We start from the raw sequence: 22433 nt of genomic DNA, 5'->3' as shown, positions 1-22433 counted from the left end.
TCAATTTAAAACTATCATTTGCAAATTAAAGTGTGAATGATAGCTATTTTTTAAACTGTTTTAAATACTGATTGGCAAACAGCTTCTGAAATTCTAGCTTAAGATGGTATCACTGTTTTAATATTTATGCCGTTAACAGTTTTGGTTTATCAACGTCGGGGATAAAACTGGGTTGGTATCGGGTGAATCCACTGGTCTGAGGTAAGCCTTGTGGCTATTTTGAAGAAGTTATTGTTTGGTCAGTATTTGAAAAACCACCCAAGGATGTGGGTGGTTAGATTTTAGTATGAAATTATCTGGGTTAATCTAGTTTGTGTTACTCAACATGTAGATTTAACAAAATTGAGCCAACTACGATTAAAATTATCCCTAGAATAATAGTTAGATTGATTTGTTCATGCCAAATCAGCACAGAAAGAACCGTCGTAGCGACAATTCCAACCCCTGCCCATATTGCATAAGCAATGCTGAGGTTGATTGTTCTCATCGCGATTGATAAGAAGTAAAAGCACAAGGCGTAGGCAAGTAGCGAGCCAATTGAAAAGCCAATTCTTGTAAATCCATTTGAAGCCTTCAATAAGTTTGTGCCTAAAAGTTCGCCAATTACCGCAATTCCTAAATATAAATATCCCATTATTAATCCTCCAGTTTAAAATTATGCTTAACAAATTTAGTTTATTAAACTGGATTTTCCATTTTGTTTGCCATGCGCATGCATAGCGTAAGATAGCGTCTTTTTTCATAACTTCATTGTAGACTACAGAAATTAGGGAAGTCAATCGAGCTAGAATTATAAAATTGAAGAACTTTGAGGCACAAATTTTATTTATGAAACGTTACGGTAGTAAAAGTTTTGAACGAACGATTGGAGAGCGTAAAATGAAGTGGTCAAAGGGGGATTATACGATATGAAACAATTAAATTTTAAAGGTGTTAATTTACCCGCAATTGGCATTGGTACTTGGCACATGGGTGATAATCCACAAACTTATGCGCAGGAGAAAGCGACCATTCTTTATGGACTAAACCACGGCGCTACAGTTATTGATACTGCCGAAATGTATGGTGCAGGAAATGCAGAAAAATTAGTGGGTGATGTTTTACAGGAAGTTGATCGGCAAAAAGTTTTTTTGATCAGTAAATTTTATCCACAAAATGCGACTAAAGAGAAAATGAAACAGGCATTAAGTAGTAGTCTCAAACGGCTAAAAACAGATTATCTCGACCTGTATTTGCTTCATTGGCGAGGTCCAGTGCTGTTATCAGAGACAGTTGCTGGGCTAATTGAACTGCAAAAAGAAGGTAAAATTCGGCATTGGGGTGTTTCAAATTTTGATACGGCAGATTTGGAAGGCCTTTATAATTTGCCACAAGGTGATCAAGTTTTTGCCAATGAAGACTTGTACAATCTTGCTAATCGCGGGATTGAGTATGACTTATTACCATGGCAACGTGACCATCAATTGCCATTGATCGCTTATGCGCCAATTGATCAGGGTGATTCCCGTGGACAAGAACTTACGCAGAATGCCATTATTCAACAAATCTCCCATAATCACCAGGTAACGGCCATGCAAATTTTACTTGCATGGACAATTCAAGCTAAAGATATCCTGGCGATTCCCCAAACAAGTAATATTGATCATATGAAACAAAACATTGAGGCTGGTAGCATTACATTGTCTGCTGAAGAAATGAAAGAAATCGACTTAGAGTTTCCAGCGCCAGTTTCCAAACAATCTTTGCGAATGATTTAATTTTCGATAAAAATAATTTGTCTTAATAAGACAATAAATAGCCTGTTAATCATTAACTAAACTTGATTAACAGGCTATTTGATATTTTTACAATGTGGTTAAAATATTGCCATGAGGATGGTAAGAATTCAGAAAGGAGCCGACTATTAGTGACACTTGCATGTTAGCATATTGAGTTTCTGATTATTTACCAAGTAAATCTTTATGCGATCCTGACCGAACTAATTCGAGAACTAGGTCTTCTTTGTCAATACGATAAATTAGTAACCAATTATTGTTGTAGCTTTTATTGATGTGTAACTCACGATGACCTTTCCATGCACTGTTAGATACCAGCTGATGATCGTCAAATTTAAGGCGTAGTTCATCTTGATGGGTACCTTCTAAAAGTAGATCAACAACATGTTTTAAATCTTCAATTGGATAGTGTTTTTTTACCAGATGTTTGACATCCCGCCTGAATGTGGGTAAAGGATTTGCTTTATACATTTAAATCGGACCACATTTCTTTTGCGCTACTATAGGTTTTATAATCATTATGGTGTTCAGATTCACGTAAAGCTTGTAATGTTTCTACCGGAAGACTGGTTGGTTCAAAAGGTAAACGTTGTTCTTTGACCATAGCAGTAATAAACATTTTAACAGCAGTTGTTAAATCCATCCCCATATCTTTTGCAACATCTTGTCCGGCAGATTTAAGTTCCGGTTCGATACGAATACTGAGGCGGGTATCTTTAGATTTTGTGTTCATAATTATAGACCCCCTTACTAGATATAGTATAACTTAAATCATTCCTAAAGTACACCAATGTGTTGCCATTGGGTGCCAGATTGTCGCCGAAATTTAGTGAATAAAATTTTTGTTTAAATGCATAGATATGAAAACAGGAATATATCGGAGTTAATGAGTGATACAAGCGACTTAAAACTAAATTAAAAATAATTATTTGACAACTAACTAATGGCATTAAAAAAGTACTTGTGCTCAAGTATACTTGAGGTAGTAAAATATTTAGTCAAGGAGGGCGTTTATCGTGAAGATATCTGAAATTGCCAAATTAACCGGTACACCGATTTCTACTATTCGATATTATGATGATTTGGGGTTGCTATGTTCGGTGCAACGCAATCAACAGCAACAACGAGAATTTAGTGAAGAAGACGTTGTGTGGTTAAAGAAATTGAAGAAGTTACATGCTAGTGGGTTAACGTTAGGAACGTTAGCGCAATATGTTTGTATTTCAGATCAAGACAAAAGCGCTCGTATTAAAAGACAAGAGTTACTTTTACGACAGAAAAACAAAATTTTAGCTGATATGGACCAATTGAGGGATGCCTTGAGTGTGATTGATGACGAAATTGATTCGCCAACATTTTTTGAAAAATAGGAGACTAATTATGACAGTTTTAGTAATAGGTGGAACAGGAAGAACGGGTTTTCAAATTGTAAAACAATTAGTAAACGAAAACAAGAACGTTATCGTAGGAAACCATAGCGGAAACGGTAATATAAAGTTATCCAAATTAGATGTAAGTGTTCGTAAATTTGATTTGATAAAAGAAAATGTGGCTGAAATTGCTAGTAAACTGGGCAATGTTGATGTGGTTATCTTTGCGGCAGGTGCTAGTCAATCTCATCCAGAGCAAGCTGAGTGGTTGGATTTAGATGGTGCGGTTAAGTTGATGGATGCAGCCAAAAGAGTTGGCATCAAACGCTACTTGATGGTTTCGGCCGCTGGTGCAGCGGACCGGGCAACGTGGAACATTTATGATATTCCTGAATATTACATTGCTAAATATTATGCGGAAAAAGAGCTTAAGCACAGTGGATTAATCTATACGGTCGTGCGTCCACCAATTTTGTCTGATGGGTCTCTAACTGGCAAAGGGTCATTTCACAAAACGGGAAATAATGATGTTGTTTCGCGGGCTGACGTGGCAAATATGGTGGTGCTGTCAATTGCTGATGCTAGGGCGTTCAATCAGTCTTTTGATCTTTACGGTGGCGTTGAATCAATGGATGACTTATTAGGGGAATTGTAGATTAGTGGTAGTGATTTTCGAATTTCATCGAAAACAAAGAAAACAGGAGTAGGTTCTTTTATTTGAAATTAGTTTTCTAATGTATAATAATACTGTAAGGTTATAGTTTACGATTCTTTGGCAAATGTAGAAGGTATTTCTACTATCTAATTTAAAATTGAGCAGGTTATTCATTTTGAATTAGGAAAAGACTATGCGAAATTTGTAAATAAATAAATGGGGGTTATTAACATGACACAACCAATTCTGGATCATGAAAGTAAAGTTTTTAATCAAGCTGGAGCAGCAGAAACAAATTTACTTAAAGATTACGGGCTGACGGGTGAAAGTCACTGGTTAACATTTCAGGGGCTTCAGGTTCGGGTTCTCACGGTTGGTGAAGGAAAGCCAGTTTTAATAGTTCCTGGGAACACTGGCGACCCATATCCATGGATCCCGCTCCTTGATAAACTACCTGGCTATAAGTTTTACATAATGGCTCGACCAGGTGGTGGGCTAAGTGATGGCTTTGATCACAATCAAGTGGATGTGCATGATTTTGCCATTAAATTATTTACAAGTGTCTTGGACCAATTGAATTTGAAACGAGTACCAATCCTTTCGCACTCAATGGGCGCTCATTGGAGTACTTGGTATGCGTTGGCTCATCCAGAGCGGGTTACACAAGTGATTACTACTGGTAATCCTGGTCGTATTTTAATGGAAAAGACACCAGGATTTTTGAAAGCGATGGCATTACCAGGTGTATCAAAAGTGGCAGGAAAAATCGTTGTTCCTAAAGATGCCGACCATGCCTTACGTAATCAGAAAGTGATGGGGACGGATCCGGATGCTGTCGCAAGATTGCCACATTCATTTGCTGAAGCTACCTTTGCTTTTGATCAGTTGCCAAACTACAGTTTATCCACAATCAGTTTACTGCAGGCTATGAATGATCCCAAGAAGCATAACGGAATTACTGCTGAACAACTTGCTACTATGAAGGTTCCGATGACCTTGCTATGGGGAAGTAATGATACTTTCGAGAAGCCTGCATTAGGAGAAAAAATTGCACAAGCTTCACCACAGGGAAAGTTGCATGAAATACAAGGAGCAGGACATATGCCATGGATAGATCGACCAGAAAAGGTTGCCGGAATAATTTTGAAGCAGCTAGAAGCAGTATCCGATTGATAGTGTATTGATAAATTAACAAAAATAAGACATCTTAGAGTTAGTTGTTTTGAGCTGGCTTTAGGGTGTTTTTGTGTAATTCATTTTTAGTGAAATGAATTACACGATCCGTTAAACTAAATCGTACAAATATATTAGCATTAATTCAGAAATTACGGAGGTACGACATGGAATATACAAAAGAACAGTTACAAAAAGTACAAGCTGAAATGGCTAAAAAAGCTACGAAAGATGGCAAGAAATTTTTCGTGGTTAAGTATGTGCATACAGATCTTGAAGGATGGAAGAAATTTTTGATGCCACATGCTGAATATTTAATGGCGCATCTAAAAAAGGGGGATCTGATTGTCTCAGGACCACTTGAAACAGGAACAGAAGATAGAAAAGAAGCTATGCTGGTTATGGTAGCGGATAATGAGGAATCTTTAATGGATGTGATTAAAGAAGATCCATACTGGATACAAGGGCTGGTAGATTCCTATACAATTAACGAATGGCAACCAATTTTCCGTAATTTTTAGGCTTATAATCAGGATTAATTGGCTGATTGTTAGAAGATAGTGTCTTGGTAGTTGAATAATCTTAATACTTTTACTGGAAGTCCTTCAATTTTATTTCATTCCAAAATAAAATCGAGGGATTTTTTGGTGTTTACAGTCCTTGAATGATCTAAAATAAGATATGTTATGAGGCGGTAACGAGATAGTTACTACGTTAAATGATTTGTGAAAGGTGAATCCAATGAAAGCACATGAAGAAGTAAAAAAAATCAATGGCATTAATATTACTGTGAAAGAAGCCGGAAGTGGGCAAACCATGATCTTTCTTCACGGGCGTGGGTATTCAAAAGAAAATATGGATCCCATGTTTGAACATTATAGGGATGCTTATCATGTGGTCAGTTATGATGCGCGTGGTCATGGAGAAAGTGATAAACCTAAATCTTTTACTCTGGATGATCATGTCGACGACCTCGCTGAAATTATTGCTAACTATAATTTGGGAAAACCAATTGTCGTTGGTTTCTCGATGGGATCGTACATTGCGCTTAAGACGGCAGAAAAGTATCCGAATCTTTTTTCAAAGATCGTCTTGATTGGTACCAAGGGTGGCGGAACAACTTCTTCCACAGAAAAAGTAGCCAAAGAGGGACAGCTAAACGGCCTTTCTAAAGCACAAATGGCTCAAACAATGATGCAAAAGATTTTTGCACCACAAACTACGGCTGAAAAAATTGCTAGTTTTGATAAGAAGATTGCATCAAAAGCTGTGCTGACCGGCACGCAACAAGCTGCCATTACAAACTCGCTTCAAGACTTTGATCTGATTACGGATGCCAATAAAGTTACAATTCCAGTGCTTGTCTTAACGGGTGAGTACGATGGTTTAAATCAACCCGTGGAAGGAAAAAAAGTGGCAGACGCTCTTCCCAATGCAAGATTTGAAACCATTCCGAATGCTGGACATATTGCATTTTTTGAGAATCCAACGAAGGTGTATGCGTTAATTGACACCTTTGTACGCAATAATTAGCAAGAATCTGTCAACCATTTGAACAAAATGTTTAGGATCATTTAGAAAAAACTTTTCAAAACTTTTTTAATTTAATAATCAAAAACGACATATTATGACATGCAAATTATTATAATAGAATTAGGTATGCTGATATGAGGCTACATTTTATCTGAGATTAGGGATGAATAATCCTGATTCATAAAACTTAGTTAGGCCGTTAACCGAATGGAAAAATTGACCTCATACAAACAGCCATAAAAAATGATTATTGATCATATGAATGATCAATTGAAGGAGACTTAATTATGCAAACTTGTCCAAACTGTGGTGCAACCAATTCCGTTGGTGCCAAATTCTGTACGACATGTGGAAAGCCACTTAAGGATCAAACTACTGACCCTACAGATTTAACTGGTGCCAAAGAACAACCAGAGGACCAACCAAAAGCTGATTCTCAGCCCCAGGATGATCCAGAAATGAAGGCCGAAATGGAACGACAACGGCAAGTACAAGCACGAATTCGAGCAGAACAGATGGCTCAATTTAAGCAATCTAGCCGTGGTTATTGGAACTATTTAGTTGATTCCTGGAAAAAGCCATCTCAGATTGTTGCTAAACAATTTAACCAATGGTTTGGTGTTATTTCGATGGCATTGTGGGCTTTGATGGGAAGTATTGCGGTTGGCCGTGCCGCCCAAGCTGGTGTCAGTACCGTGGAAAATGCCGGTAGTTCTATTTCTAGCCTATTGGGTGGCGATGATAGTACAACCGATTCAGTTAATAGCGCGGTTCAGTCTAATGCAATAATTGTTTATTTTAAATTTTTCTTACTATTAATGATTGGTATGTTAGCCTTTGGGCTGGTTGGATTTTTGTTTCGTAAGTGGGCTCAACACGAAACAATTAGTTATCTTGAATACACAACTGATCTCATGCATCGATGCAATTTAAACATAATTTTAGTATTTTGTTTCATGATTTTTAGTTTAATGGGTGGTTTGGTACAGTTATTATCTATGATAGTGATTATGCTCGGAGCTAGCATTTTTGTGATTGGTTTTATGCAATCGATCATTGTGCCAAAGCAGCGCATCGGGTTTGATAGTGTTTATCTCACTGTGGTCGCTATGATTGCTCTTGAGTTAGCTTTAATTATCCTGATTTCAATTTTCGGTCAAAGCTTAATCAGTCAATTTTCATCAATGTTTTAGCACAGATATTTTATTTTTGATCGGATGGTAATTAGTTAATGAATTGGAAAAAAGTGTCAATAATTGGAGTGATTTTTCTTGTTGCCATGGTAGGAGTGTATAACGGATATCAACGACACCAATCTGATGCAGTGCCAGCGGTAAAAACTGTCCGGAAAAAGTCAACAACTAAGCAGTCTTCAGCAACTTCTAGTAAAAAAACGAATCCGATTAAATCTAAATCAACGCAAACTGCGGGAAATCATCGTGCTCAAGCCGTTCAGTCCGTTTTGAATCAATATCGTAATCAGAAGAATGTGGGTGTTGTTTATACTGATTTGAAAACGGGTAAAACGGCTACAATTAACGGTGATCGAATGTTCTATGCCGCAAGTGTTGCTAAACTGCCAGTGGTTGCTTACGTTCAACATGCCATTGTGACTGGCAAAATCAGTTGGACGACTAAATTTACATATGCAGATGCAGCAAACGCATTGCCGAATGCCATGATTAGCGGTGGAACGGGTACACTTCAAAATGAAAATCACCAAGGAAAATCATATACGGTTATGGATTTAACGCAACGTGCTATTGAGCAGTCCGATAATCAGGCCAGCAATCAATTACTGTATCATGTGGCACATGCCAATGAACAAGATTTCAAACAATATTTACAGTCCACAATTGGTAGTAAAACATACAGTAAAACGATGAACGCTATGCAAGTGAATCGCGTAATCATAGCGGTTTGGCAGCAAAAACAAAAGGCGTCAACGTGGCTTGAACAGACTAATTGGAAGCACGATAAGATTGGAACGTTGCCAGTTACAGTAGCCCATAAAATTGGGATTAATGGCGCAGCTAATAATGATACTGCGATTGTTGTCAGTCGCCATCAGTTTGCACTAACGATCATGACGGATGGCTGGAGTGATGCTCAAATTGCTAAGCTGGCACAGCAAATTTATGCGGTTGCCAAATAAATTGGATAACGCGATTAAGAATTGGAGGAAAACTTATGTTTTGTCCAAATTGTGGAACTAAAAATGATGAACATGCGGTATTTTGTAAAAACTGTGGCACCCGACTAGAAGTAACGCCTACCGCAACTAGAAAAACGCCAATCGCAAATCAACGTCCCATTTCATCTGAACAATTCTCTGCCACGCGGGCAACACAAACTGCAAATAAGCCGGCATCGTCAAGGCGTAACGGAATCATAATTGCCATTGTGATCGCGGTTGTAGTGATTGCGGCCGGTGGGGGATATTATTTCTATCGTCAAAGTCAAAAGAGTAATGTAACGGCTACAGCAGCTCCCAAGAAGAAAGCTAATAGTCAAACAGCTAATAGCCAGGCGGCAACAAAATCCACTAGTAAAGCCACCAGTGAGGCACCAACTAAAGCCGCTCTTTGGTCAACCGCTAAGACAGCTGATTTGTCTTCATTTATGTCCTCCTGGCAAGATACAATGAACCAATCTTATATCGGAACTTATGATGGCCAAAGCGTGGATGATGATGGCGTCAGTTTCCCAGAGGACATTAAAAATGGTAGCTACAAAAGTGAAGTGACCGTTGATAATAATGAAGTCACGCTAAAATGGACGTCAAAAGCGAATACGGATGATAAATATCAAGTTGTGGCGGCGGCCGTTTATGACCATGAAAAAGATGGTGAAGAACAAACGATTGCCTATCTGTATGTCTTTCATAATGATGAACCGGATGTTTTGGTTTCACAGGATACTGATAGTGATGTTCATAACTTTACTAGTTCACGCAATCAGGATCTGCAAAATGGCTTCGCAAAAATTGCGAATGCGGCTACTAATCATTAAGTTACTTGAATTTGTGAATGTGAGTTATTGACTCAAATAAATTTAATAATACTGTTCAATGGTGTGTCTAGCTTAATTTGGATAAGGAATTTCCATTGAGTAGGTAGAATGTAAAAAATGACCCGCAAGAATAACTTGCAGGTCGTTTTTTGCTTACTAGTGATTAGTTTTGGTAGGCTTGTTCAGTTTTCGGATTATGGTGTTCATCTGTGCCGCGTACCCAGGCTGTCATTTTAGGGAAATGTGCCTCAATCAGACCAACAATTCGACCCGCAAGAAGCGCTGACAACACAGTTCCTTCGCGGATACCAATTAATTGGTGAGTAAAAACAAGACTGAGAACAAGTGCCACAATTACCATTGTAAGATCAACGCGAACTTTCATCTGGGTAAATGGTGTTTTCTTGGCAAGTGCAAATGCAACGCTGATTCCTTCACCAGCCATTGTTAGTGTGCGAGAATTAACCTCGAAATAAACACCGAAGGCCAGCAATAAAATGCTGATGAGGGTGAGTATAAGTTGAGCCCCGTAGTTTGGTAGTTTAATAAAACTGAAAAACTTTACAAACCAATCGATCATTACTCCAAAAAACAAGGACGGAATTATCTGGATAACGTTTTGCCATCCAAAATCTTTTCGTAAGGCGACCCATTCCAGCCCGATTAAAATAATCATGAATAAGATTGTCCATTGCCCAATTGTCAGTGAAGTTAATTCACTGAGCACGTTTGGAATACTGGATATTGGTGATGTTCCCAACAACGCAATTTTAGATAATGCTACACTTGCAGACATTAGGCCAATGCCAAATATTAAGCAGGCAAAATGTTTTATGATTCCTGTAATTCCCCATTCTTTATTCATTTTGTTTTTCCTCCAATGCTTTCCGAACTAACACCAATTGATGGCCTAAGACGTCACTATCAATTTCTGGATTCCGTTGAAATAAATCAGCCCACCAATCGCCCATTGTCTTTTGTAATTGTTGAGCCAATTCTGCGCCAGTTTCAGTCAACGTGATTACGCGAGCTCGCCGGTCGTTGGCATCAACTTTTCTTTGTACCCAACCTTTATCGATTAGTAATTTGATATCTTTAGTTACTAAGCTTGCATCAAGCGTCATGTCACCGGCAATTTGACGTTGGGTCAAGCCGGGATGATCATGAATAAACATCAGTAAATCGCTTTGAGTGGCTCGGACATCTAGTTCGGTAATTTTTTGTTTGAAGTCATTTTTAGATTGTCGATAAACTGACGAAATGTATTTACTAAATTCAAATAGTTCCATGAGTTTTCCTCCAATTTTTTGAGTTAAATAGTTATGTTTTCAAAACTAGTGGACTTGTCCATTAAATATCTTTTTTGGAATAATGTCAAGTTCGAGCATCCAATGAATCTCTAGTTGATTTAAAATTGAACGGATGCTTAATTGAATTAGTGTTAACATGTAGGTGAAATTGCCATCTGAATTGGTGTTGATTCCAATAAATTTTGGGGGAGTTTGTTATGCGAAAAATCAAGAAAAATTCTTTAATCTTTGCCACATTGGTATGTTTAATTGGAGTAGGTGGTTCTGTAGGGGTTGCGAATGCTAGTACGAATGCTAATGGGAATAGTGCCGAGCTTGATTCCAGTGAGGAATCTAGTTTAACGTCTGGAGCGCAATCTGTACCATTCGAAACCAGCAGGCCACATATAACGATGAATTCAAGTGAAAATAGTTCCAGCCAAAGATCCAGCAAAATGTCCTCTGTACCTTATGAAATTAGTGCAAAAAGGACAACTGCATATAAGGAAACTAGTAAAATATCCGGTACGCAAGCACAATCTAAGAACGTGCAGGCTACTAAAGAAAATGACCGAAATACAAGTAATGCAAATTCAATCAAAACAGTAAGCAGCAGTAATAGTCAACCACAGAGTTCAGTGGTTACTAATAATTCGCGGACGGTATCTAAATCTAGTGTTTTACCACAAACTTCAGAAAGAAATGACCGGATTGATGGAGTATTAAGTGGCTTTTTATTGATGTTAGCAATCTTTTTGATATATGTGTTAAAACCTATAAAATTTAATCGAAATTAGTAAACAAGGTTAGCTAAAAGATAACCACGAAAAAAGAAGCAGAATAGAATTATTCTGCTTCTTTTTGTAGCTAATTATTTTTCTGTGTACATATAATCACGGGTCATTGGCAAACCTTCACCACTTGGGGCTTTGGTTAGTAAGAACTGCATCACATCAATGTTACCAGCTTCAAATGAAGCAGCAGCAGCTTGGAGATAAAGGTCCCACATCCGGCAGAAACGTTCGTCAAACATATCACGGACCTGATCACGGACCCCGTTAAAGTTGTGATCCCAAATTTCAAGGGTCTTTTGATAATGACGACGAAGGGGTTCCAAATCATCAATTTGAAGATTTGCTTCAATCATGTAATCAAGATTTTTAGAAACACTGGGAATGTAGCCGCCAGGGAAAATATACTTGGTTAACCATGGATCAACTCCGGCACCATTATGTTGGCCAGTAATGCCATGAATCAGAGCACGAGCACCTGGTTTTAAGAGCTCGTTAACTTTTTTAAAGTAGCCAGGGAGGTTATCTTTGCCAACATGTTCGAACATCCCGACACTGGTGATGTAGTCGAACTGGCCGGTGGTTTCACGGTAGTCTTCTAATTTAACATCAACTAAATCTTCCAGACCGCGTTTTTGGATTTGGTCCTTCGTATATTTATATTGTTCCTCGCTAAGCGTGACACCAGTAGCATGAAGGCCATAATCTTCGGCCGCAATGTAGAGGAGGGTTCCCCAACCAGAACCAATATCAAGTAAAGTTTTACCACGTTCTGGTTTTAACTTTTTCAAAATGTGGTTAATTTTTTTTAACTGTGCTTGCTCTAAGGTATCATCGTCGTGTTCAAAGTAGGCGCATGAATAGGTTAGGGTTGGGTCTAGCCATAATTTATAGAAATCATTACCGATATCATAATGGCTCTGAATATCTTTTGTGTTTTCTTTTTCTGAATGTCCTTGTTTGGGGATAAACTTCAGAAAGCTCTTATCGTGCATAAAACTGCCAGATTGGCGGTAGGCTGAAGCAACAACCTGTTGGATTGAGCCTTTAATATCAATGTCACCATTCATATAAGCTTCACCCAAAGTTAAAGTTGCATGTTTAGCAACTTCCTTCATTGAAAGTTCTTTGTTAATGTCAATTTCAGCTTGAGGCGTACCTTCACCATAAGTTTCGGATTTGCCATCCCAATACTTTACGGTCACTGGAAAATCAAACGCATGACTCAATAATTTCTTATAAACTGTTTTTTCTAACACAATTTTTCCCTCCATTTAAAAATAGTAACAGGTTTATTTTAAACTTTTATGTTCCTTACGTTAAGAATTTAAATTTAAAATTACTAAAAATACTATTTTATCTGGAGAGAATATTACAAATAAGTTGTGAAAACGAATTTTTTCATTCCTTTATAAAAGGTTTTAAGTCATGAAAGATTAAACGATTGTCTGTGGAAGACAAGCAATGTGTGTAACAACTATTAATGATCTGCCAATGTATTTGATTTTCCCTGTGCCGTACCGTTGTAAACATCCGCAAATTCTTTTGCAAAATCTGTAAATTTAACTTGTCCGAATTCAGGTTGGTGGGCACGCAAATCGGTATAGAATTTTTCGGGATTTCGTTGGGCACGATTCATGATTGTCAGTGCTTCAGCAACATTTTTTGGGACGCCCTGTTTGATCATTCCCGCTTGTAATTGTTCATCACTGATTGTAACGTATTTTAGCTGGGGCATATTGAGAACATCCCGAAATGTTGATAGCATCTGTTGGCCGGTAATTTCATCACTGATAACATAATTAATGGTGTGACCTTTGGGTGTTGCTTGTAACAAAGCGACTATTTTGGTCGCAATATCCTTTGGAGCAGCAAAAACACGTTTGATATTAATTGGAACTGTGGAAACAATTTGCTGATCCTGTCTAATTGTTGCAATATTACTGTATAAATTAGAATAAAAACCGACTGGACGAAGGAAGGCAATGTTGACATCTGTTAATTGATTCAAAGCATCTTCAATAAAATGGTAGTAAGATAGGGCGCCAACTTTTTCATAAGTCGAATCGGCACCGATACTACTGAGATCAACAATATTCTTGACGTTGGCTGTCTTGACCGCATTGTAAAATATTTGTCCTTGGGTCTTTGCAGCCTGCAAGGCGTCGTTGTTAGCTCCACCACTCAGCATTAAATAAATAGCATCTGCGTCAGTGAATTGTGAGGTTAAAAATGCTTCATCAGTCATTGAACCAACGGCCGGAATGGCGCCTAATGCTTTAATTGCAGCTGTTCGCTTCTCAGAATGCGTGATAACGGTGACAGCATGCCCTGCATTGACTAAGACAGGAATTGTGTACTGATTAATATTTCCGACAGAACCTAAAAGTGTAATTTTCAAAATGAAAGATCTCCTTTACCGATAGATTTATCGTTTATAACAAAGAAGATTATAACCGATAGATTTATCGGTTGTCAAGATTGAACACGCAATTTTTTTCGTGTATGCTAAACATATGAAAATTAAAAACGAAAATAAGCGACAACAAATATTAGCAGAAACAGCGGCTATCATCACTCACGAAGGAGCGGCCGCAGTGTCCACAACAAAAGTGGCAAAAAGGGTTGGGATTGGGCAATCTTCTTTGTACACATATTTTGCCAGTAAACAGGCTTTATTAATGGCCGTGTTTAATCGTGAACAACAAAAATTAGAAAAATTGATTGTTGAAGCAGGTGTCATCGATACTGAATTGTCAGTGAAAACACGATTAATTCATTATGTCCAAGTGTTAACTGAATTTGCCGTGGCCAATCCAGACAGTTTGGGGATTATTGAGCAAATTAAGTTTTTGCCAGATTTTGATGGTGATGGGTTAAATGATCCGAAAAATCCTGTTGTGCAGTTATTTCAAACGGCTATTGATACTGGGGTACTACCAAAAATCGATGCCAGTCTCTACATTGCATCGATTTTTGCAGTGGCGCGGAGGAATGGTAATAATATTTTTCAAAAACGCTATCGGAGAGAAGACGTGACAGGATCACAAATTTTACGATTAGTTTTTGGTGATAAATTCAATGATTAAGGCGTTTTCCCTGAATCTTAATAAATGACTCAAATTTTTTGGTGAACTTGTAAAGAATTTGCGGTCATTTTTTTGATTCAAATGAAGAACAATTAATTTAAAATTCTTATGTAACATAGGAAAGACAAATGTTTCACAATTAAATTAACAAAGAATAGCCAGACACTTAAAATAAAGTTGGAATAAGGACTTTGAATAATAAATTAAATTTGGAGGCAAATGTTTATGAGTAGTCAAACACAAATTATCACTTTAATTACAGGTGCAGAACGTGGATTAGGATTTGAATATGCGAAGCAATTAGGCAAACGTGGGCAACATATTTTTATTGGCGCCTACGATATGAAATTAGGGAAAAAAGCAATCGCTGATTTAAAAGATCAGGGTGTTGATGCTGATTTGGTTAATTGTGATGTCACCTCACAAGAAAGTATTGATCTGGCAATCAAAACGATTGATCAAAAATACGGTTATTTAAATATTTTAATTAATAATGCGGGGCTTGGTGGTCCTCAAAGTAAGCCAAGTGAAACAACTTCGGCCGCCTTACACAAAGTTTTTGATACTAACTTTTTTGGGACAGTTGCAATGACAAATGCTGCGCTGCCTTTATTAAAAAAGGCTCCGTTTGGTAAAATCATCAACGTGGCCAGTGACATGGGTTCTCTCACACTGGCTTCGGATCCATCCTCGATGTTATACAAATTTGATGCGTTTGCTTATCCAGCTTCAAAAACAGCCGTTAATTCTATGACAATTGCGTACAGCAAAGAATTAAAGGATACAAATGTGACGATAAATTCAATTAATCCTGGGATGACAGCGACTGATTTAATTAATAAAAAGGCGTTCCAGGCTAATGGCGCTCAGGGTGTAGAGCAAGGTGCCAAACGCGCAGTTGAACTTGCGAGTGATCCTAAAAATGATCTTAATGGCACATTTACTGAAGAAGACGGAAAGTTACCTTGGTAATTCATTGCTGATTTATAAGTGAGTTACTGCTTTTAAAATTTTATAAAAAAATACCTATACCCCGAAAGTTACTGTGAAACTTTCGAGGTAATTTTTTTATAATTGTGGATTACTTGACTTGAAGTGTACTTCAAGGAGTAGAATCTACTGTGAAACTAAGAAAACGCTTTATTAGCATTGATTGACCAGAATTTAAAAGTGGTTAAGTTGGATAAAAACTAGATTGGAGAATTTAGAATGGCGAATACGGATATGCAGTACGCAAAACTAGGAAAAACGGATATTCAGGTTTCCAAGATATGTATCGGAGCGATGAGTTTTGGCAAGCCTGGAACCATGCACGATTGGAGTCTTGACTATCCAGACAGTGAAAAGATTATCAAACATGCCTTAAACCTAGGAATCAATTTTTTTGATACGGCTAATGTTTATTCAAAAGGAACGAGCGAAGAATATTTAGGTAGGGCATTAAAAGAAAATCAAGTGGCCCGTGACAAAGTTGTTTTGGCTTCGAAAGTTTATTTCAATCCTGGTCGGCTTTCTAATGAGGCCATTCATCGTGAAGTTGAGGGCTCTTTAAAGCGATTAGGAACCGATTATTTAGATTTGTATATTATTCATCGGTTCGATTATGACACCCCAATTGAAGAAACAATGTCGGCACTCAATGATTTAATTCAATCTGGTAAAGTACGGGCAATTGGTGCTTCGGCAATGTATGGTTATCAGTTTCATAACATGCAGCAAGTTGCTAAAGATCATGGCTGGGCTCAATTTCAGACAATGGAGAATCACTATAATTTGTTATATCGCGAAGATGAACGAGAATTAATTCCGATTTGTAAGCAATGGGGTGTTTCCCTTATGCCGTACAGTCCGTTAGCTGCTGGGCACTTAAGTCATCGTGAATGGCAAGTAAACACGTTGCGTAGTCAAACGGACCGAGTCGCGATGGGCAAATATGATCGTGCTGAAAGTGAAGATTTAGGAATTGTTAAGCGTGTGGATGAACTGGCAAAAAAGTACGGCGTTTCGATGAGCCAAATTGCCTTAGCTTGGCAATGGGCAAAAGGGGTTACGGCGCCAATCGTTGGTTCTACCAAGGCTAACCATTTGGATGATGCAGTTAAAGCCTTGTCGATTCATCTTACCCAAGATGATATTAACTATTTGGAAGAGTTGTACGTTCCCCACGAAATTGTGGGTGCGGGTGATCATAATCCAGATCAAGGAACTGTATTGGTTGACGAAAAGAAATAAAAAGTTGGCCGCATGTTGAAAATAGAATTGGAGTGTATGAGAAGTCCTTCTTTTTGAAGGGCTTTTTTTGATTTTAAAAGACCAATTCAGTTTGATTGAAACTAGATTATATCTTACTATATTAATATTAGCGTTATTGAATAAGCGGATTAGTTAAATTTACATAGGCTAAAACCACTTTTTAACTTTGGAGGAAATTATGAAACAAAAAGCAAATCAAGCACCAAAGTTACAGCGTTCAATGACGGCTGGCCAGATGGAAATGATCTCATTGGGAGGCGCGATCGGTGTTGGGCTGTTTATGGGATCCGCCTCAACAATTAAATGGACCGGGCCATCAGTTCTTTTAGCTTACATGTTTGTAGGCTTGATTTTGTACATTGTCATGCGAGCGCTTGGTGAAATGGTTTATGTTAATCCTGGGACGGGTTCGTTTGCCGATTATGCGACTGAGTATGTCCATCCCATTGCGGGGTACCTCGCTAAGTGGGCCAATGTTTTTGAATACATAGTGGTGGGAATGTCAGAAGTTGTGGCTGCAACTGAGTATCTTAAGTATTGGTGGCCAAAAATTAACCCGTTTATAGCGGGAATATGCATAATCTTATTTCTGGTTCTTGCCAACCTGGCTAGTGCCAAGGCATATGGGTCGCTGGAGTTTTGGTTTGCGATGATCAAAGTGATTACAATCATTATGATGATTCTGTTAGGTTTTATGATCATTTTCTTTGGCTTTGGAAACGGCGGTCATCCCGTTGGTTTTAGTAATCTTTGGAGCCATGGCGGTTTTTTTACGGGCGGATTTAAAGGCTTTTTCTTTTCCATGTCAATCATTGTGGGTTCCTATCAAGGCATCGAATTGCTGGGAATTTCGGCGGGAGAAGTTGCCAACCCGCAAGAGGCCATTGTGAAATCGGTCAAATCCGTGTTATGGCGAATTTTAATTTTTTATGTTGGGGCAATTTTCGTGATTGTGACCATTTATCCTTGGAATCAGCTTAGTTCAGTGGGGTCACCTTTTGTCTCTACGTTTGCCAAAGTGGGAATCACTTCGGCGGCCTCGGTAATTAATTTTGTTGTCTTAACGGCTGCTTTATCGGGAGCCAATTCTGGGATTTATTCATCTAGTCGGATGCTTTTTAAACTGGCGCATGAAGGGGATGCCCCAAGTTTTTTTGGAAAGTTATCGAAACGAATTGTGCCTAATATAGCCATTCTCGGCATTTCGGGCGGGATATTGATTGGGTTTGTTATTGATACAGTGGCCACAATCTACAGTAAGTCGACTTCAAATCTGTTTGTGGTTGTTTTCAGTTCCTCAGTTTTGCCTGGAATGGTGCCCTGGTTCGTGATTCTTTTGGCAGAACTTCGATTTAGAAAAAACAATTCTGAAATCATGATGACGCATCCGTTTAAACTACCATTTTACCCATATTCAAATTACTTTGCGCTGGTGATGTTAACCGTCATTGTGGCCTTTATGTTTGTTAACCCTGATACCAGAATTTCGGTATTTGTGGGCGCGGCAGTCTTAATTGTAGCGACTCTGATTTATCTGGTTCGCCACTGGGGTAAAAACGTTCAACAAGATTGAATCAAATAGATAAAGCCTTAGAGTCCTTACTATGTAAGGGCTTTTTTATGCTATAATTTATACGGTATCAGTTCATTACATAATTTTTATACCACGTGAGTTTCGAATCATTAAAGTAGTAGGCAAGAAATCATCAAAAGAATAGGAGGATGAATGAATTTGGCAGAATGAAAAACAGGTTCATTCAAAAAGGTATGAAAAAAATATGGTGGAGTATGTTAATTGGCGTTTTGCTATTGGGTGGCTGTTCAACGAATGCAGCTAGCCACTCACGCAAGCCGAGTTCCAAGGAGTCTCGGTCATCGGTGGTAACGAAAAAGACTAATAAAGTGAGTTCACAGGTCAGTGAAAGTAGTAGCAGTGAGAAAAAAGTTGTTGCACAATCTAAACCGGTATCTACAACAATTTGGAATAAGACTAAGGAACAAAAGCTTGCCAAATTTATGCAGACATGGCAATCAGAAATGGGCCAAACCTATAAGGGAACATATAATGGTGAGAAACCCAATCATTTAGGGTATGTATTTCCTGATGTAATTAAGAATGGTCAATTAGATGGCAAGGTTAAATGGGGAAGTCGCAAAATTAATCTAACCTGGTCTACAAATGGAGAAAATGGAAATGAATTTCAAATTGTCGCAGTGGCAACGGGTGGTAAACCGGGAACTAATTTTCCAACCAGTTATTTATTCTGTATTCACAATAAACGACCAGTTGTTTTGATGACGCAAACAACTAATGGCAATACTTTAGAAGTTCAAGATACTCAAAATGGAGATCTTCAAGCCGGATTTGCTGGAATTGTTACAGGAACAAGGCCAGCAGTATTGACGGATGCTTCATTAAATACGGATGTTAGCAGTTCTGTGAAGGTTTCCCCACAACGTTGGCCAAACGCGTATCAAGGAACTTGGTATTATTATGATACCTCTGATAAAAAAGTTGATAGTCAACCAGAATCAAAGATTAGCGACGTTAAGCTTACGTATCTCAAAATTCAAAATATTAAGTGGCTTGATGTTCGGGGCGCACATCAGACAGCTGGCGATGGTACGTATGAATATGTGCGTTATCATTATTATGATGGTTGCCAAATTCCGGTGATGATGACAGCCGGAGGTGCTGGGGCTTGGTTTACCTTGAATGCTTATCCAAACAAAGCGGTTGCTATGCAATTGCAGGACTTTAAGTATGGCGATGAATCTAAGTCAGAAGAGGATTAGTAAATGAAATCCCTGGACCAAATAAAAAAATAAAGTAGTTTAAAAAAGAAACCAACTCAAATGTGCAGTAATACACATTTGAATTGGTTTCTTTTGATGCATCTGGAGGTCTTAGAGTAGCTTAATGATTAATTTTTAAGAATACATCTTGATAATCCTTAACATACTGTTCAAAGGAGGTAGCTTTTCGGCCCAGAACTTTTTCAATGGTCGAAGTTGTTTTGTTGGTATTACCAAGCTGAGTGATTAGATAAAGCATCACCATGACGTTAACATAGTCTTTTTTTACCCCTCGAGCTAACATGGTTTTCCGGAATGCTAATAAGCTAGGTTTACTATATGTAATAGTTGTTTTGAGAATTTTTGACATAATGACAGCTATTTCATCATATGACAAGGCCTTGTCTCCGGTGATTTCAAGATCCTGATTAAGATATTTATCAGATAACAAACATTTAGCTCCGACCGCTGCAATATCTCGTGTGTCGATAAAACTAGTCTTCGAATGACCGGCTGGAATGTATAATGTATGATGATCACGGATATCGGCTAAATGGGTTGTATTTAAATTCTGCATGAAAAAGCTTGGCCGAATAAATGTGTGTGGAATTTTCAATTCAAGAATGCGTTTCTCAATTTTGTGATGAGGAGTCATTGGATTTTTTTCAACCCCAATTAACGATACAAAAACGAGTTGCTTAACTTTATGTGCTTTAACCTGATCTAAGAATGGAAACATGTCCTCCTTGGGTTTTGATAGTTGTGGTGGGCGCACAAAAAAGACACGATCAACGGCTGCTAATGCATTGGCAAATGTGGTTGAATCCAAGAAATCAAACTTAACCGCCGTAACATTTTGCATATTTTCAAATTGGCTTGTTTCGGTTTCCGGGTGATGAACGCCGGCAATAATTTCAACGTTGTTATTTTTTGAAAGTTCTTTGATTAGTGGAAAGCCGATATTTCCGGTTCCACCAAGGACTAATATTTTTTCCATTATGTTTATTTCTCTCGATTAAGTTTCTGTAGGATCTGATTTAAATCGTGTTTTTCAGCTTGTGTAAGTTGTTTCATAAATTGGGTTAAAACTTTGTCACTAATGATAACGGCTTTTGTGTATATTTCAGTACCTTTTTGGCTTAGAGATAGATCAAACGCACGACTGTCTTGATTATTTTTTTTTTTGTAAATAATTTTTTTAATGGTAAGACGCTTGATGATCGCGGATATTGTCGGTTTATCCATATCAAGAATGGTGGCTAATTGGTTAGCAGTTACTTGAAGTTTTGCGTCATTAAAATGGTGTAACTGTTGAATAATTGACCATTGTTGAGCAGTAATATCCAAGTCAGCTAATGCGCTATTCAAATTATATTTTAACTTTTTTGAAATATTCATTAGTAAGTATCCAGTATTGTTCATATAAGTAAACTCCTTTACATATAGTTAGTGTACTAACTATACTGGAAAAGGTAAAGATTTTGTTGGTATTTTTACCAATTTTTGTTTTGCGATTAACTGAAATATTTGTATACTGGTTTGGACTGGGTAGGAAGTTGCTGCAGGTAGAAGAATTGTGATTCTTATGGTAAACATCTATGGAGGGTTTTAAATATGAAGCAAATTTATTTTTTTTGTACAGGTAATTCCTGTCGAAGCCAAATGTCGGAAGGCTTTGCCAAAAAAATTCTTGGTGATCAATGGCGAGTAGCTAGTGCGGGGATTGAATCCCATGGGTTAAATGCGAAAGCTGTCAAAGTGATGGCAGAAAAAGGGATTGATATTTCTAAAAATAAGTCAAAGTTAATTGATTCAAATTATCTGAATAGTAGTGATTTGGTGGTAACACTGTGTGGTGATGCCCGTGATCGCTGTCCGGTAACCCCTGCTACCGTAAAAAAGTTACATTGGCCGTTACCAGATCCAGCCCAAGCACACGGGACAGAAGCTGAAGTTTTGCAGGTTTTTAGGGATGTCTGTGATGAAATTGAGCAACGAATCAAAAAGCTAGCACTAAACTCTGGACTTGAACCCTAGTTTAAGTGGTAATCTGAACCTTGAGGTGATAAGAATGACTGAGTTAGAAAAATTAACAGCTGGTGAAGAATATTACTTTTTAGATGAAGAGGTTGCGAAGCGAAAAGCACGAGCTGCTAAATTGTGTCAGGAGTTTAATGAAATTTCTGCGACTGATCCGACAGCTCAAACGCAAAAAATCAAAGAAATATTTGGTTCCACTGGTGAACGAGTTTCAGTTCAAGCAACATTTAATTGTGATTATGGAAAGAACATTCATGTTGGCGAAGATTTTTTAAGTAATTATAATTTAACGATTTTAGACATCGCACCGGTCAACATTGGGAGTCATGTCATGATTGGGCCGAACGTTGATATTTATACGGTAAATCATCCGATGACTGCAGAAGGGCGAAGAAAGTATTTGGCCCAAGCATCCCCAGTTACAATTGGCAATGATGTTTGGATCGGTGGCAAAGTCTCGATTATGCCCGGGGTCACGATTGGTAATAATGTGGTGATCGCTGCCGGGGCAGTTGTAACCAAAGACGTTGCCGATAATGCTTTGGTCGGGGGTGTTCCTGCTCGTAAAATTAAATCTTTGTAGTTGGAATTCCTATTCATAATAGGAAACTTTCCCAATAATCTAAAAAATAAGACTCAAAAAGAAATGTTAGAAAC

26 protein-coding genes are annotated in these 22433 nt (G+C 38.0%); 17 read left to right on the top strand and 9 right to left on the bottom strand.

Annotated elements, in window-relative coordinates:
- Window positions 1-316: 316 nt before the first annotated feature.
- Complete coding sequence (locus ADU73_RS01950) at window positions 317-634, bottom strand: DMT family transporter (RefSeq protein WP_046872243.1); 318 nt, start codon at window positions 632-634, stop codon at window positions 317-319.
- A 274-nt stretch (window positions 635-908) separates the two neighbouring features.
- Between ADU73_RS01950 and ADU73_RS01945 the strand changes: the two genes are divergently transcribed.
- Window positions 909-1757, top strand: coding sequence for an aldo/keto reductase (locus tag ADU73_RS01945; RefSeq protein WP_046872244.1), 849 nt, complete (start codon window positions 909-911; stop codon window positions 1755-1757).
- Window positions 1758-1940: 183 nt separating this feature from the next.
- On the opposite strand, the gene ADU73_RS01940 is transcribed toward ADU73_RS01945, so the two are convergent.
- Together ADU73_RS01940 and ADU73_RS01935 are read right to left on the bottom strand one after the other, a co-directional pair.
- On the bottom strand, window positions 1941-2246 hold the full coding sequence (locus tag ADU73_RS01940; RefSeq protein ID WP_046872245.1) for a type II toxin-antitoxin system YafQ family toxin: 306 nt from the start codon (window positions 2244-2246) through the stop codon (window positions 1941-1943).
- Window positions 2239-2508 carry a type II toxin-antitoxin system RelB/DinJ family antitoxin gene (locus tag ADU73_RS01935; protein ID WP_046872246.1) on the bottom strand — a complete coding sequence of 90 codons (270 nt, stop codon included), beginning with the start codon at window positions 2506-2508 and terminating at the stop codon, window positions 2239-2241. The genes ADU73_RS01940 and ADU73_RS01935 overlap by 8 nt, the downstream gene beginning before the upstream one ends.
- A 283-nt stretch (window positions 2509-2791) precedes the next feature.
- On the opposite strand from ADU73_RS01935, the gene ADU73_RS01930 reads away from it, so the two are divergent.
- The 8 genes from ADU73_RS01930 (at window position 2792) to ADU73_RS01895 (ending at window position 9518) form a co-directional block, all read left to right on the top strand.
- Window positions 2792-3145, top strand: a complete 354-nt coding sequence (locus ADU73_RS01930) for a MerR family transcriptional regulator (RefSeq protein WP_046872247.1) — start codon at window positions 2792-2794, stop codon at window positions 3143-3145.
- A 10-nt stretch (window positions 3146-3155) separates the two neighbouring features.
- Entirely contained in the window at window positions 3156-3800 is a 645-nt protein-coding gene (locus ADU73_RS01925) for an SDR family oxidoreductase (RefSeq protein WP_046872248.1), read from the top strand.
- 231 nt (window positions 3801-4031) lie between these two features.
- Window positions 4032-4973 carry an alpha/beta fold hydrolase gene (locus tag ADU73_RS01920; RefSeq protein WP_046872249.1) on the top strand — a complete coding sequence of 314 codons (942 nt, stop codon included), beginning with the start codon at window positions 4032-4034 and terminating at the stop codon, window positions 4971-4973.
- 167 nt (window positions 4974-5140) lie between these two features.
- The gene (locus ADU73_RS01915; RefSeq protein WP_197706750.1) at window positions 5141-5494 is read left to right on the top strand and encodes a YciI family protein; all 354 of its coding nucleotides are present in this window, start codon (window positions 5141-5143) and stop codon (window positions 5492-5494) included.
- Window positions 5495-5714: 220 nt separating this feature from the next.
- Entirely contained in the window at window positions 5715-6506 is a 792-nt protein-coding gene (locus ADU73_RS01910) for an alpha/beta fold hydrolase (RefSeq protein ID WP_062913123.1), read from the top strand.
- A 287-nt stretch (window positions 6507-6793) separates the two neighbouring features.
- Complete coding sequence (locus tag ADU73_RS01905) at window positions 6794-7699, top strand: zinc ribbon domain-containing protein (RefSeq protein ID WP_062904573.1); 906 nt, start codon at window positions 6794-6796, stop codon at window positions 7697-7699.
- Window positions 7700-7737: 38 nt separating this feature from the next.
- Window positions 7738-8661 carry a serine hydrolase gene (locus ADU73_RS01900; RefSeq protein ID WP_046872252.1) on the top strand — a complete coding sequence of 308 codons (924 nt, stop codon included), beginning with the start codon at window positions 7738-7740 and terminating at the stop codon, window positions 8659-8661.
- A 35-nt stretch (window positions 8662-8696) separates the two neighbouring features.
- Window positions 8697-9518, top strand: coding sequence for a zinc ribbon domain-containing protein (locus ADU73_RS01895; RefSeq protein ID WP_046872253.1), 822 nt, complete (start codon window positions 8697-8699; stop codon window positions 9516-9518).
- A gap of 163 nt (window positions 9519-9681) precedes the next feature.
- Here ADU73_RS01895 and ADU73_RS01890 read toward each other — a convergent pair whose 3' ends face one another.
- The gene (locus ADU73_RS01890) at window positions 9682-10383 is read right to left on the bottom strand and encodes a YczE/YyaS/YitT family protein (RefSeq protein WP_100077837.1); all 702 of its coding nucleotides are present in this window, start codon (window positions 10381-10383) and stop codon (window positions 9682-9684) included.
- Complete coding sequence (locus tag ADU73_RS01885) at window positions 10376-10807, bottom strand: MarR family winged helix-turn-helix transcriptional regulator (protein ID WP_046872254.1); 432 nt, start codon at window positions 10805-10807, stop codon at window positions 10376-10378. Before ADU73_RS01885 ends, ADU73_RS01890 begins: the two co-directional genes overlap by 8 nt.
- 218 nt (window positions 10808-11025) lie before the next feature.
- On the opposite strand from ADU73_RS01885, the gene ADU73_RS01880 reads away from it, so the two are divergent.
- On the top strand, window positions 11026-11604 hold the full coding sequence (locus ADU73_RS01880; RefSeq protein WP_046872255.1) for a hypothetical protein: 579 nt from the start codon (window positions 11026-11028) through the stop codon (window positions 11602-11604).
- A 74-nt stretch (window positions 11605-11678) separates the two neighbouring features.
- Here the strand turns inward: ADU73_RS01880 and ADU73_RS01875 are convergent, their stop codons facing one another.
- Both ADU73_RS01875 and ADU73_RS01870 read right to left on the bottom strand, forming a co-directional pair.
- Window positions 11679-12857: an SAM-dependent methyltransferase gene (locus ADU73_RS01875; RefSeq protein ID WP_062913122.1), complete on the bottom strand. Its 1179-nt coding sequence runs from the start codon at window positions 12855-12857 to the stop codon at window positions 11679-11681.
- Between the two features lie 221 nt (window positions 12858-13078).
- Window positions 13079-13999, bottom strand: coding sequence for an NmrA family NAD(P)-binding protein (locus ADU73_RS01870; RefSeq protein ID WP_046872257.1), 921 nt, complete (start codon window positions 13997-13999; stop codon window positions 13079-13081).
- A 115-nt stretch (window positions 14000-14114) separates the two neighbouring features.
- On the opposite strand from ADU73_RS01870, the gene ADU73_RS01865 reads away from it, so the two are divergent.
- From ADU73_RS01865 to ADU73_RS01845, 5 genes are all read left to right on the top strand, one after another.
- Window positions 14115-14687 carry a TetR/AcrR family transcriptional regulator gene (locus ADU73_RS01865; RefSeq protein ID WP_062913121.1) on the top strand — a complete coding sequence of 191 codons (573 nt, stop codon included), beginning with the start codon at window positions 14115-14117 and terminating at the stop codon, window positions 14685-14687.
- A gap of 225 nt (window positions 14688-14912) precedes the next feature.
- Window positions 14913-15659 carry an SDR family NAD(P)-dependent oxidoreductase gene (locus ADU73_RS01860; protein WP_046872259.1) on the top strand — a complete coding sequence of 249 codons (747 nt, stop codon included), beginning with the start codon at window positions 14913-14915 and terminating at the stop codon, window positions 15657-15659.
- 252 nt (window positions 15660-15911) lie between these two features.
- Window positions 15912-16919, top strand: coding sequence for an aldo/keto reductase (locus ADU73_RS01855; RefSeq protein ID WP_046872274.1), 1008 nt, complete (start codon window positions 15912-15914; stop codon window positions 16917-16919).
- A 199-nt stretch (window positions 16920-17118) separates the two neighbouring features.
- Entirely contained in the window at window positions 17119-18513 is a 1395-nt protein-coding gene (locus tag ADU73_RS01850; protein WP_046872260.1) for an amino acid permease, read from the top strand.
- Between the two features lie 194 nt (window positions 18514-18707).
- Entirely contained in the window at window positions 18708-19736 is a 1029-nt protein-coding gene (locus ADU73_RS01845) for a DUF4767 domain-containing protein (RefSeq protein WP_056985967.1), read from the top strand.
- A gap of 121 nt (window positions 19737-19857) precedes the next feature.
- Here the strand turns inward: ADU73_RS01845 and ADU73_RS01840 are convergent, their stop codons facing one another.
- A complete protein-coding gene (locus tag ADU73_RS01840) occupies window positions 19858-20733 on the bottom strand; it encodes an SDR family oxidoreductase (RefSeq protein ID WP_046872261.1) in 876 nt (291 codons plus the stop codon).
- A gap of 5 nt (window positions 20734-20738) precedes the next feature.
- Window positions 20739-21158 (bottom strand): MarR family winged helix-turn-helix transcriptional regulator, encoded by a 420-nt coding sequence (locus ADU73_RS01835; protein WP_046872262.1) that lies wholly within the window; start codon window positions 21156-21158, stop codon window positions 20739-20741.
- A gap of 192 nt (window positions 21159-21350) precedes the next feature.
- Between ADU73_RS01835 and arsC the strand changes: the two genes are divergently transcribed.
- Together arsC and ADU73_RS01825 are read left to right on the top strand one after the other, a co-directional pair.
- Window positions 21351-21773 (top strand): arsenate reductase (thioredoxin), encoded by a 423-nt coding sequence (arsC, locus tag ADU73_RS01830; RefSeq protein WP_062913120.1) that lies wholly within the window; start codon window positions 21351-21353, stop codon window positions 21771-21773.
- Window positions 21774-21807: 34 nt separating this feature from the next.
- Window positions 21808-22359, top strand: a complete 552-nt coding sequence (locus ADU73_RS01825; RefSeq protein ID WP_046872264.1) for a sugar O-acetyltransferase — start codon at window positions 21808-21810, stop codon at window positions 22357-22359.
- The last annotated feature ends 74 nt before the right edge of the window (window positions 22360-22433 follow it).

It is taken from the genome of Pediococcus damnosus, assembly GCF_001611155.1.
In the GTDB taxonomy this organism is placed as follows: Bacteria; Bacillota; Bacilli; order Lactobacillales; family Lactobacillaceae; genus Pediococcus; species Pediococcus damnosus.
The sequence above is the reverse complement of the archived record's forward strand: the minus strand, read 5'-3'. Positions and strand labels throughout refer to the sequence as shown.

Bases quoted from the DNA above. Each gene is read 5' to 3' on its own strand.
- ADU73_RS01950 (WP_046872243.1), bottom strand. From the start codon at position 634: ATGGGATATTTATATTTAGGAATTGCGGTAATTGGCGAACTTTTAGGC.
- ADU73_RS01945 (WP_046872244.1), top strand. From the start codon at position 909: ATGAAACAATTAAATTTTAAAGGTGTTAATTTACCCGCAATTGGCATT.
- ADU73_RS01940 (WP_046872245.1), bottom strand. From the start codon at position 2,246: ATGTATAAAGCAAATCCTTTACCCACATTCAGGCGGGATGTCAAACAT.
- ADU73_RS01935 (WP_046872246.1), bottom strand. From the start codon at position 2,508: ATGAACACAAAATCTAAAGATACCCGCCTCAGTATTCGTATCGAACCG.
- ADU73_RS01925 (WP_046872248.1), top strand. From the start codon at position 3,156: ATGACAGTTTTAGTAATAGGTGGAACAGGAAGAACGGGTTTTCAAATT.
- ADU73_RS01920 (WP_046872249.1), top strand. From the start codon at position 4,032: ATGACACAACCAATTCTGGATCATGAAAGTAAAGTTTTTAATCAAGCT.
- ADU73_RS01915 (WP_197706750.1), top strand. From the start codon at position 5,141: ATGGAATATACAAAAGAACAGTTACAAAAAGTACAAGCTGAAATGGCT.
- ADU73_RS01910 (WP_062913123.1), top strand. From the start codon at position 5,715: ATGAAAGCACATGAAGAAGTAAAAAAAATCAATGGCATTAATATTACT.
- ADU73_RS01905 (WP_062904573.1), top strand. From the start codon at position 6,794: ATGCAAACTTGTCCAAACTGTGGTGCAACCAATTCCGTTGGTGCCAAA.
- ADU73_RS01900 (WP_046872252.1), top strand. From the start codon at position 7,738: ATGAATTGGAAAAAAGTGTCAATAATTGGAGTGATTTTTCTTGTTGCC.
- ADU73_RS01895 (WP_046872253.1), top strand. From the start codon at position 8,697: ATGTTTTGTCCAAATTGTGGAACTAAAAATGATGAACATGCGGTATTT.
- ADU73_RS01890 (WP_100077837.1), bottom strand. From the start codon at position 10,383: ATGAATAAAGAATGGGGAATTACAGGAATCATAAAACATTTTGCCTGC.
- ADU73_RS01885 (WP_046872254.1), bottom strand. From the start codon at position 10,807: ATGGAACTATTTGAATTTAGTAAATACATTTCGTCAGTTTATCGACAA.
- ADU73_RS01880 (WP_046872255.1), top strand. From the start codon at position 11,026: ATGCGAAAAATCAAGAAAAATTCTTTAATCTTTGCCACATTGGTATGT.
- ADU73_RS01865 (WP_062913121.1), top strand. From the start codon at position 14,115: ATGAAAATTAAAAACGAAAATAAGCGACAACAAATATTAGCAGAAACA.
- ADU73_RS01860 (WP_046872259.1), top strand. From the start codon at position 14,913: ATGAGTAGTCAAACACAAATTATCACTTTAATTACAGGTGCAGAACGT.
- ADU73_RS01855 (WP_046872274.1), top strand. From the start codon at position 15,912: ATGCAGTACGCAAAACTAGGAAAAACGGATATTCAGGTTTCCAAGATA.
- ADU73_RS01850 (WP_046872260.1), top strand. From the start codon at position 17,119: ATGAAACAAAAAGCAAATCAAGCACCAAAGTTACAGCGTTCAATGACG.
- ADU73_RS01845 (WP_056985967.1), top strand. From the start codon at position 18,708: ATGAAAAAAATATGGTGGAGTATGTTAATTGGCGTTTTGCTATTGGGT.
- ADU73_RS01840 (WP_046872261.1), bottom strand. From the start codon at position 20,733: ATGGAAAAAATATTAGTCCTTGGTGGAACCGGAAATATCGGCTTTCCA.
- ADU73_RS01835 (WP_046872262.1), bottom strand. From the start codon at position 21,158: ATGAACAATACTGGATACTTACTAATGAATATTTCAAAAAAGTTAAAA.
- arsC (WP_062913120.1), top strand. From the start codon at position 21,351: ATGAAGCAAATTTATTTTTTTTGTACAGGTAATTCCTGTCGAAGCCAA.
- ADU73_RS01825 (WP_046872264.1), top strand. From the start codon at position 21,808: ATGACTGAGTTAGAAAAATTAACAGCTGGTGAAGAATATTACTTTTTA.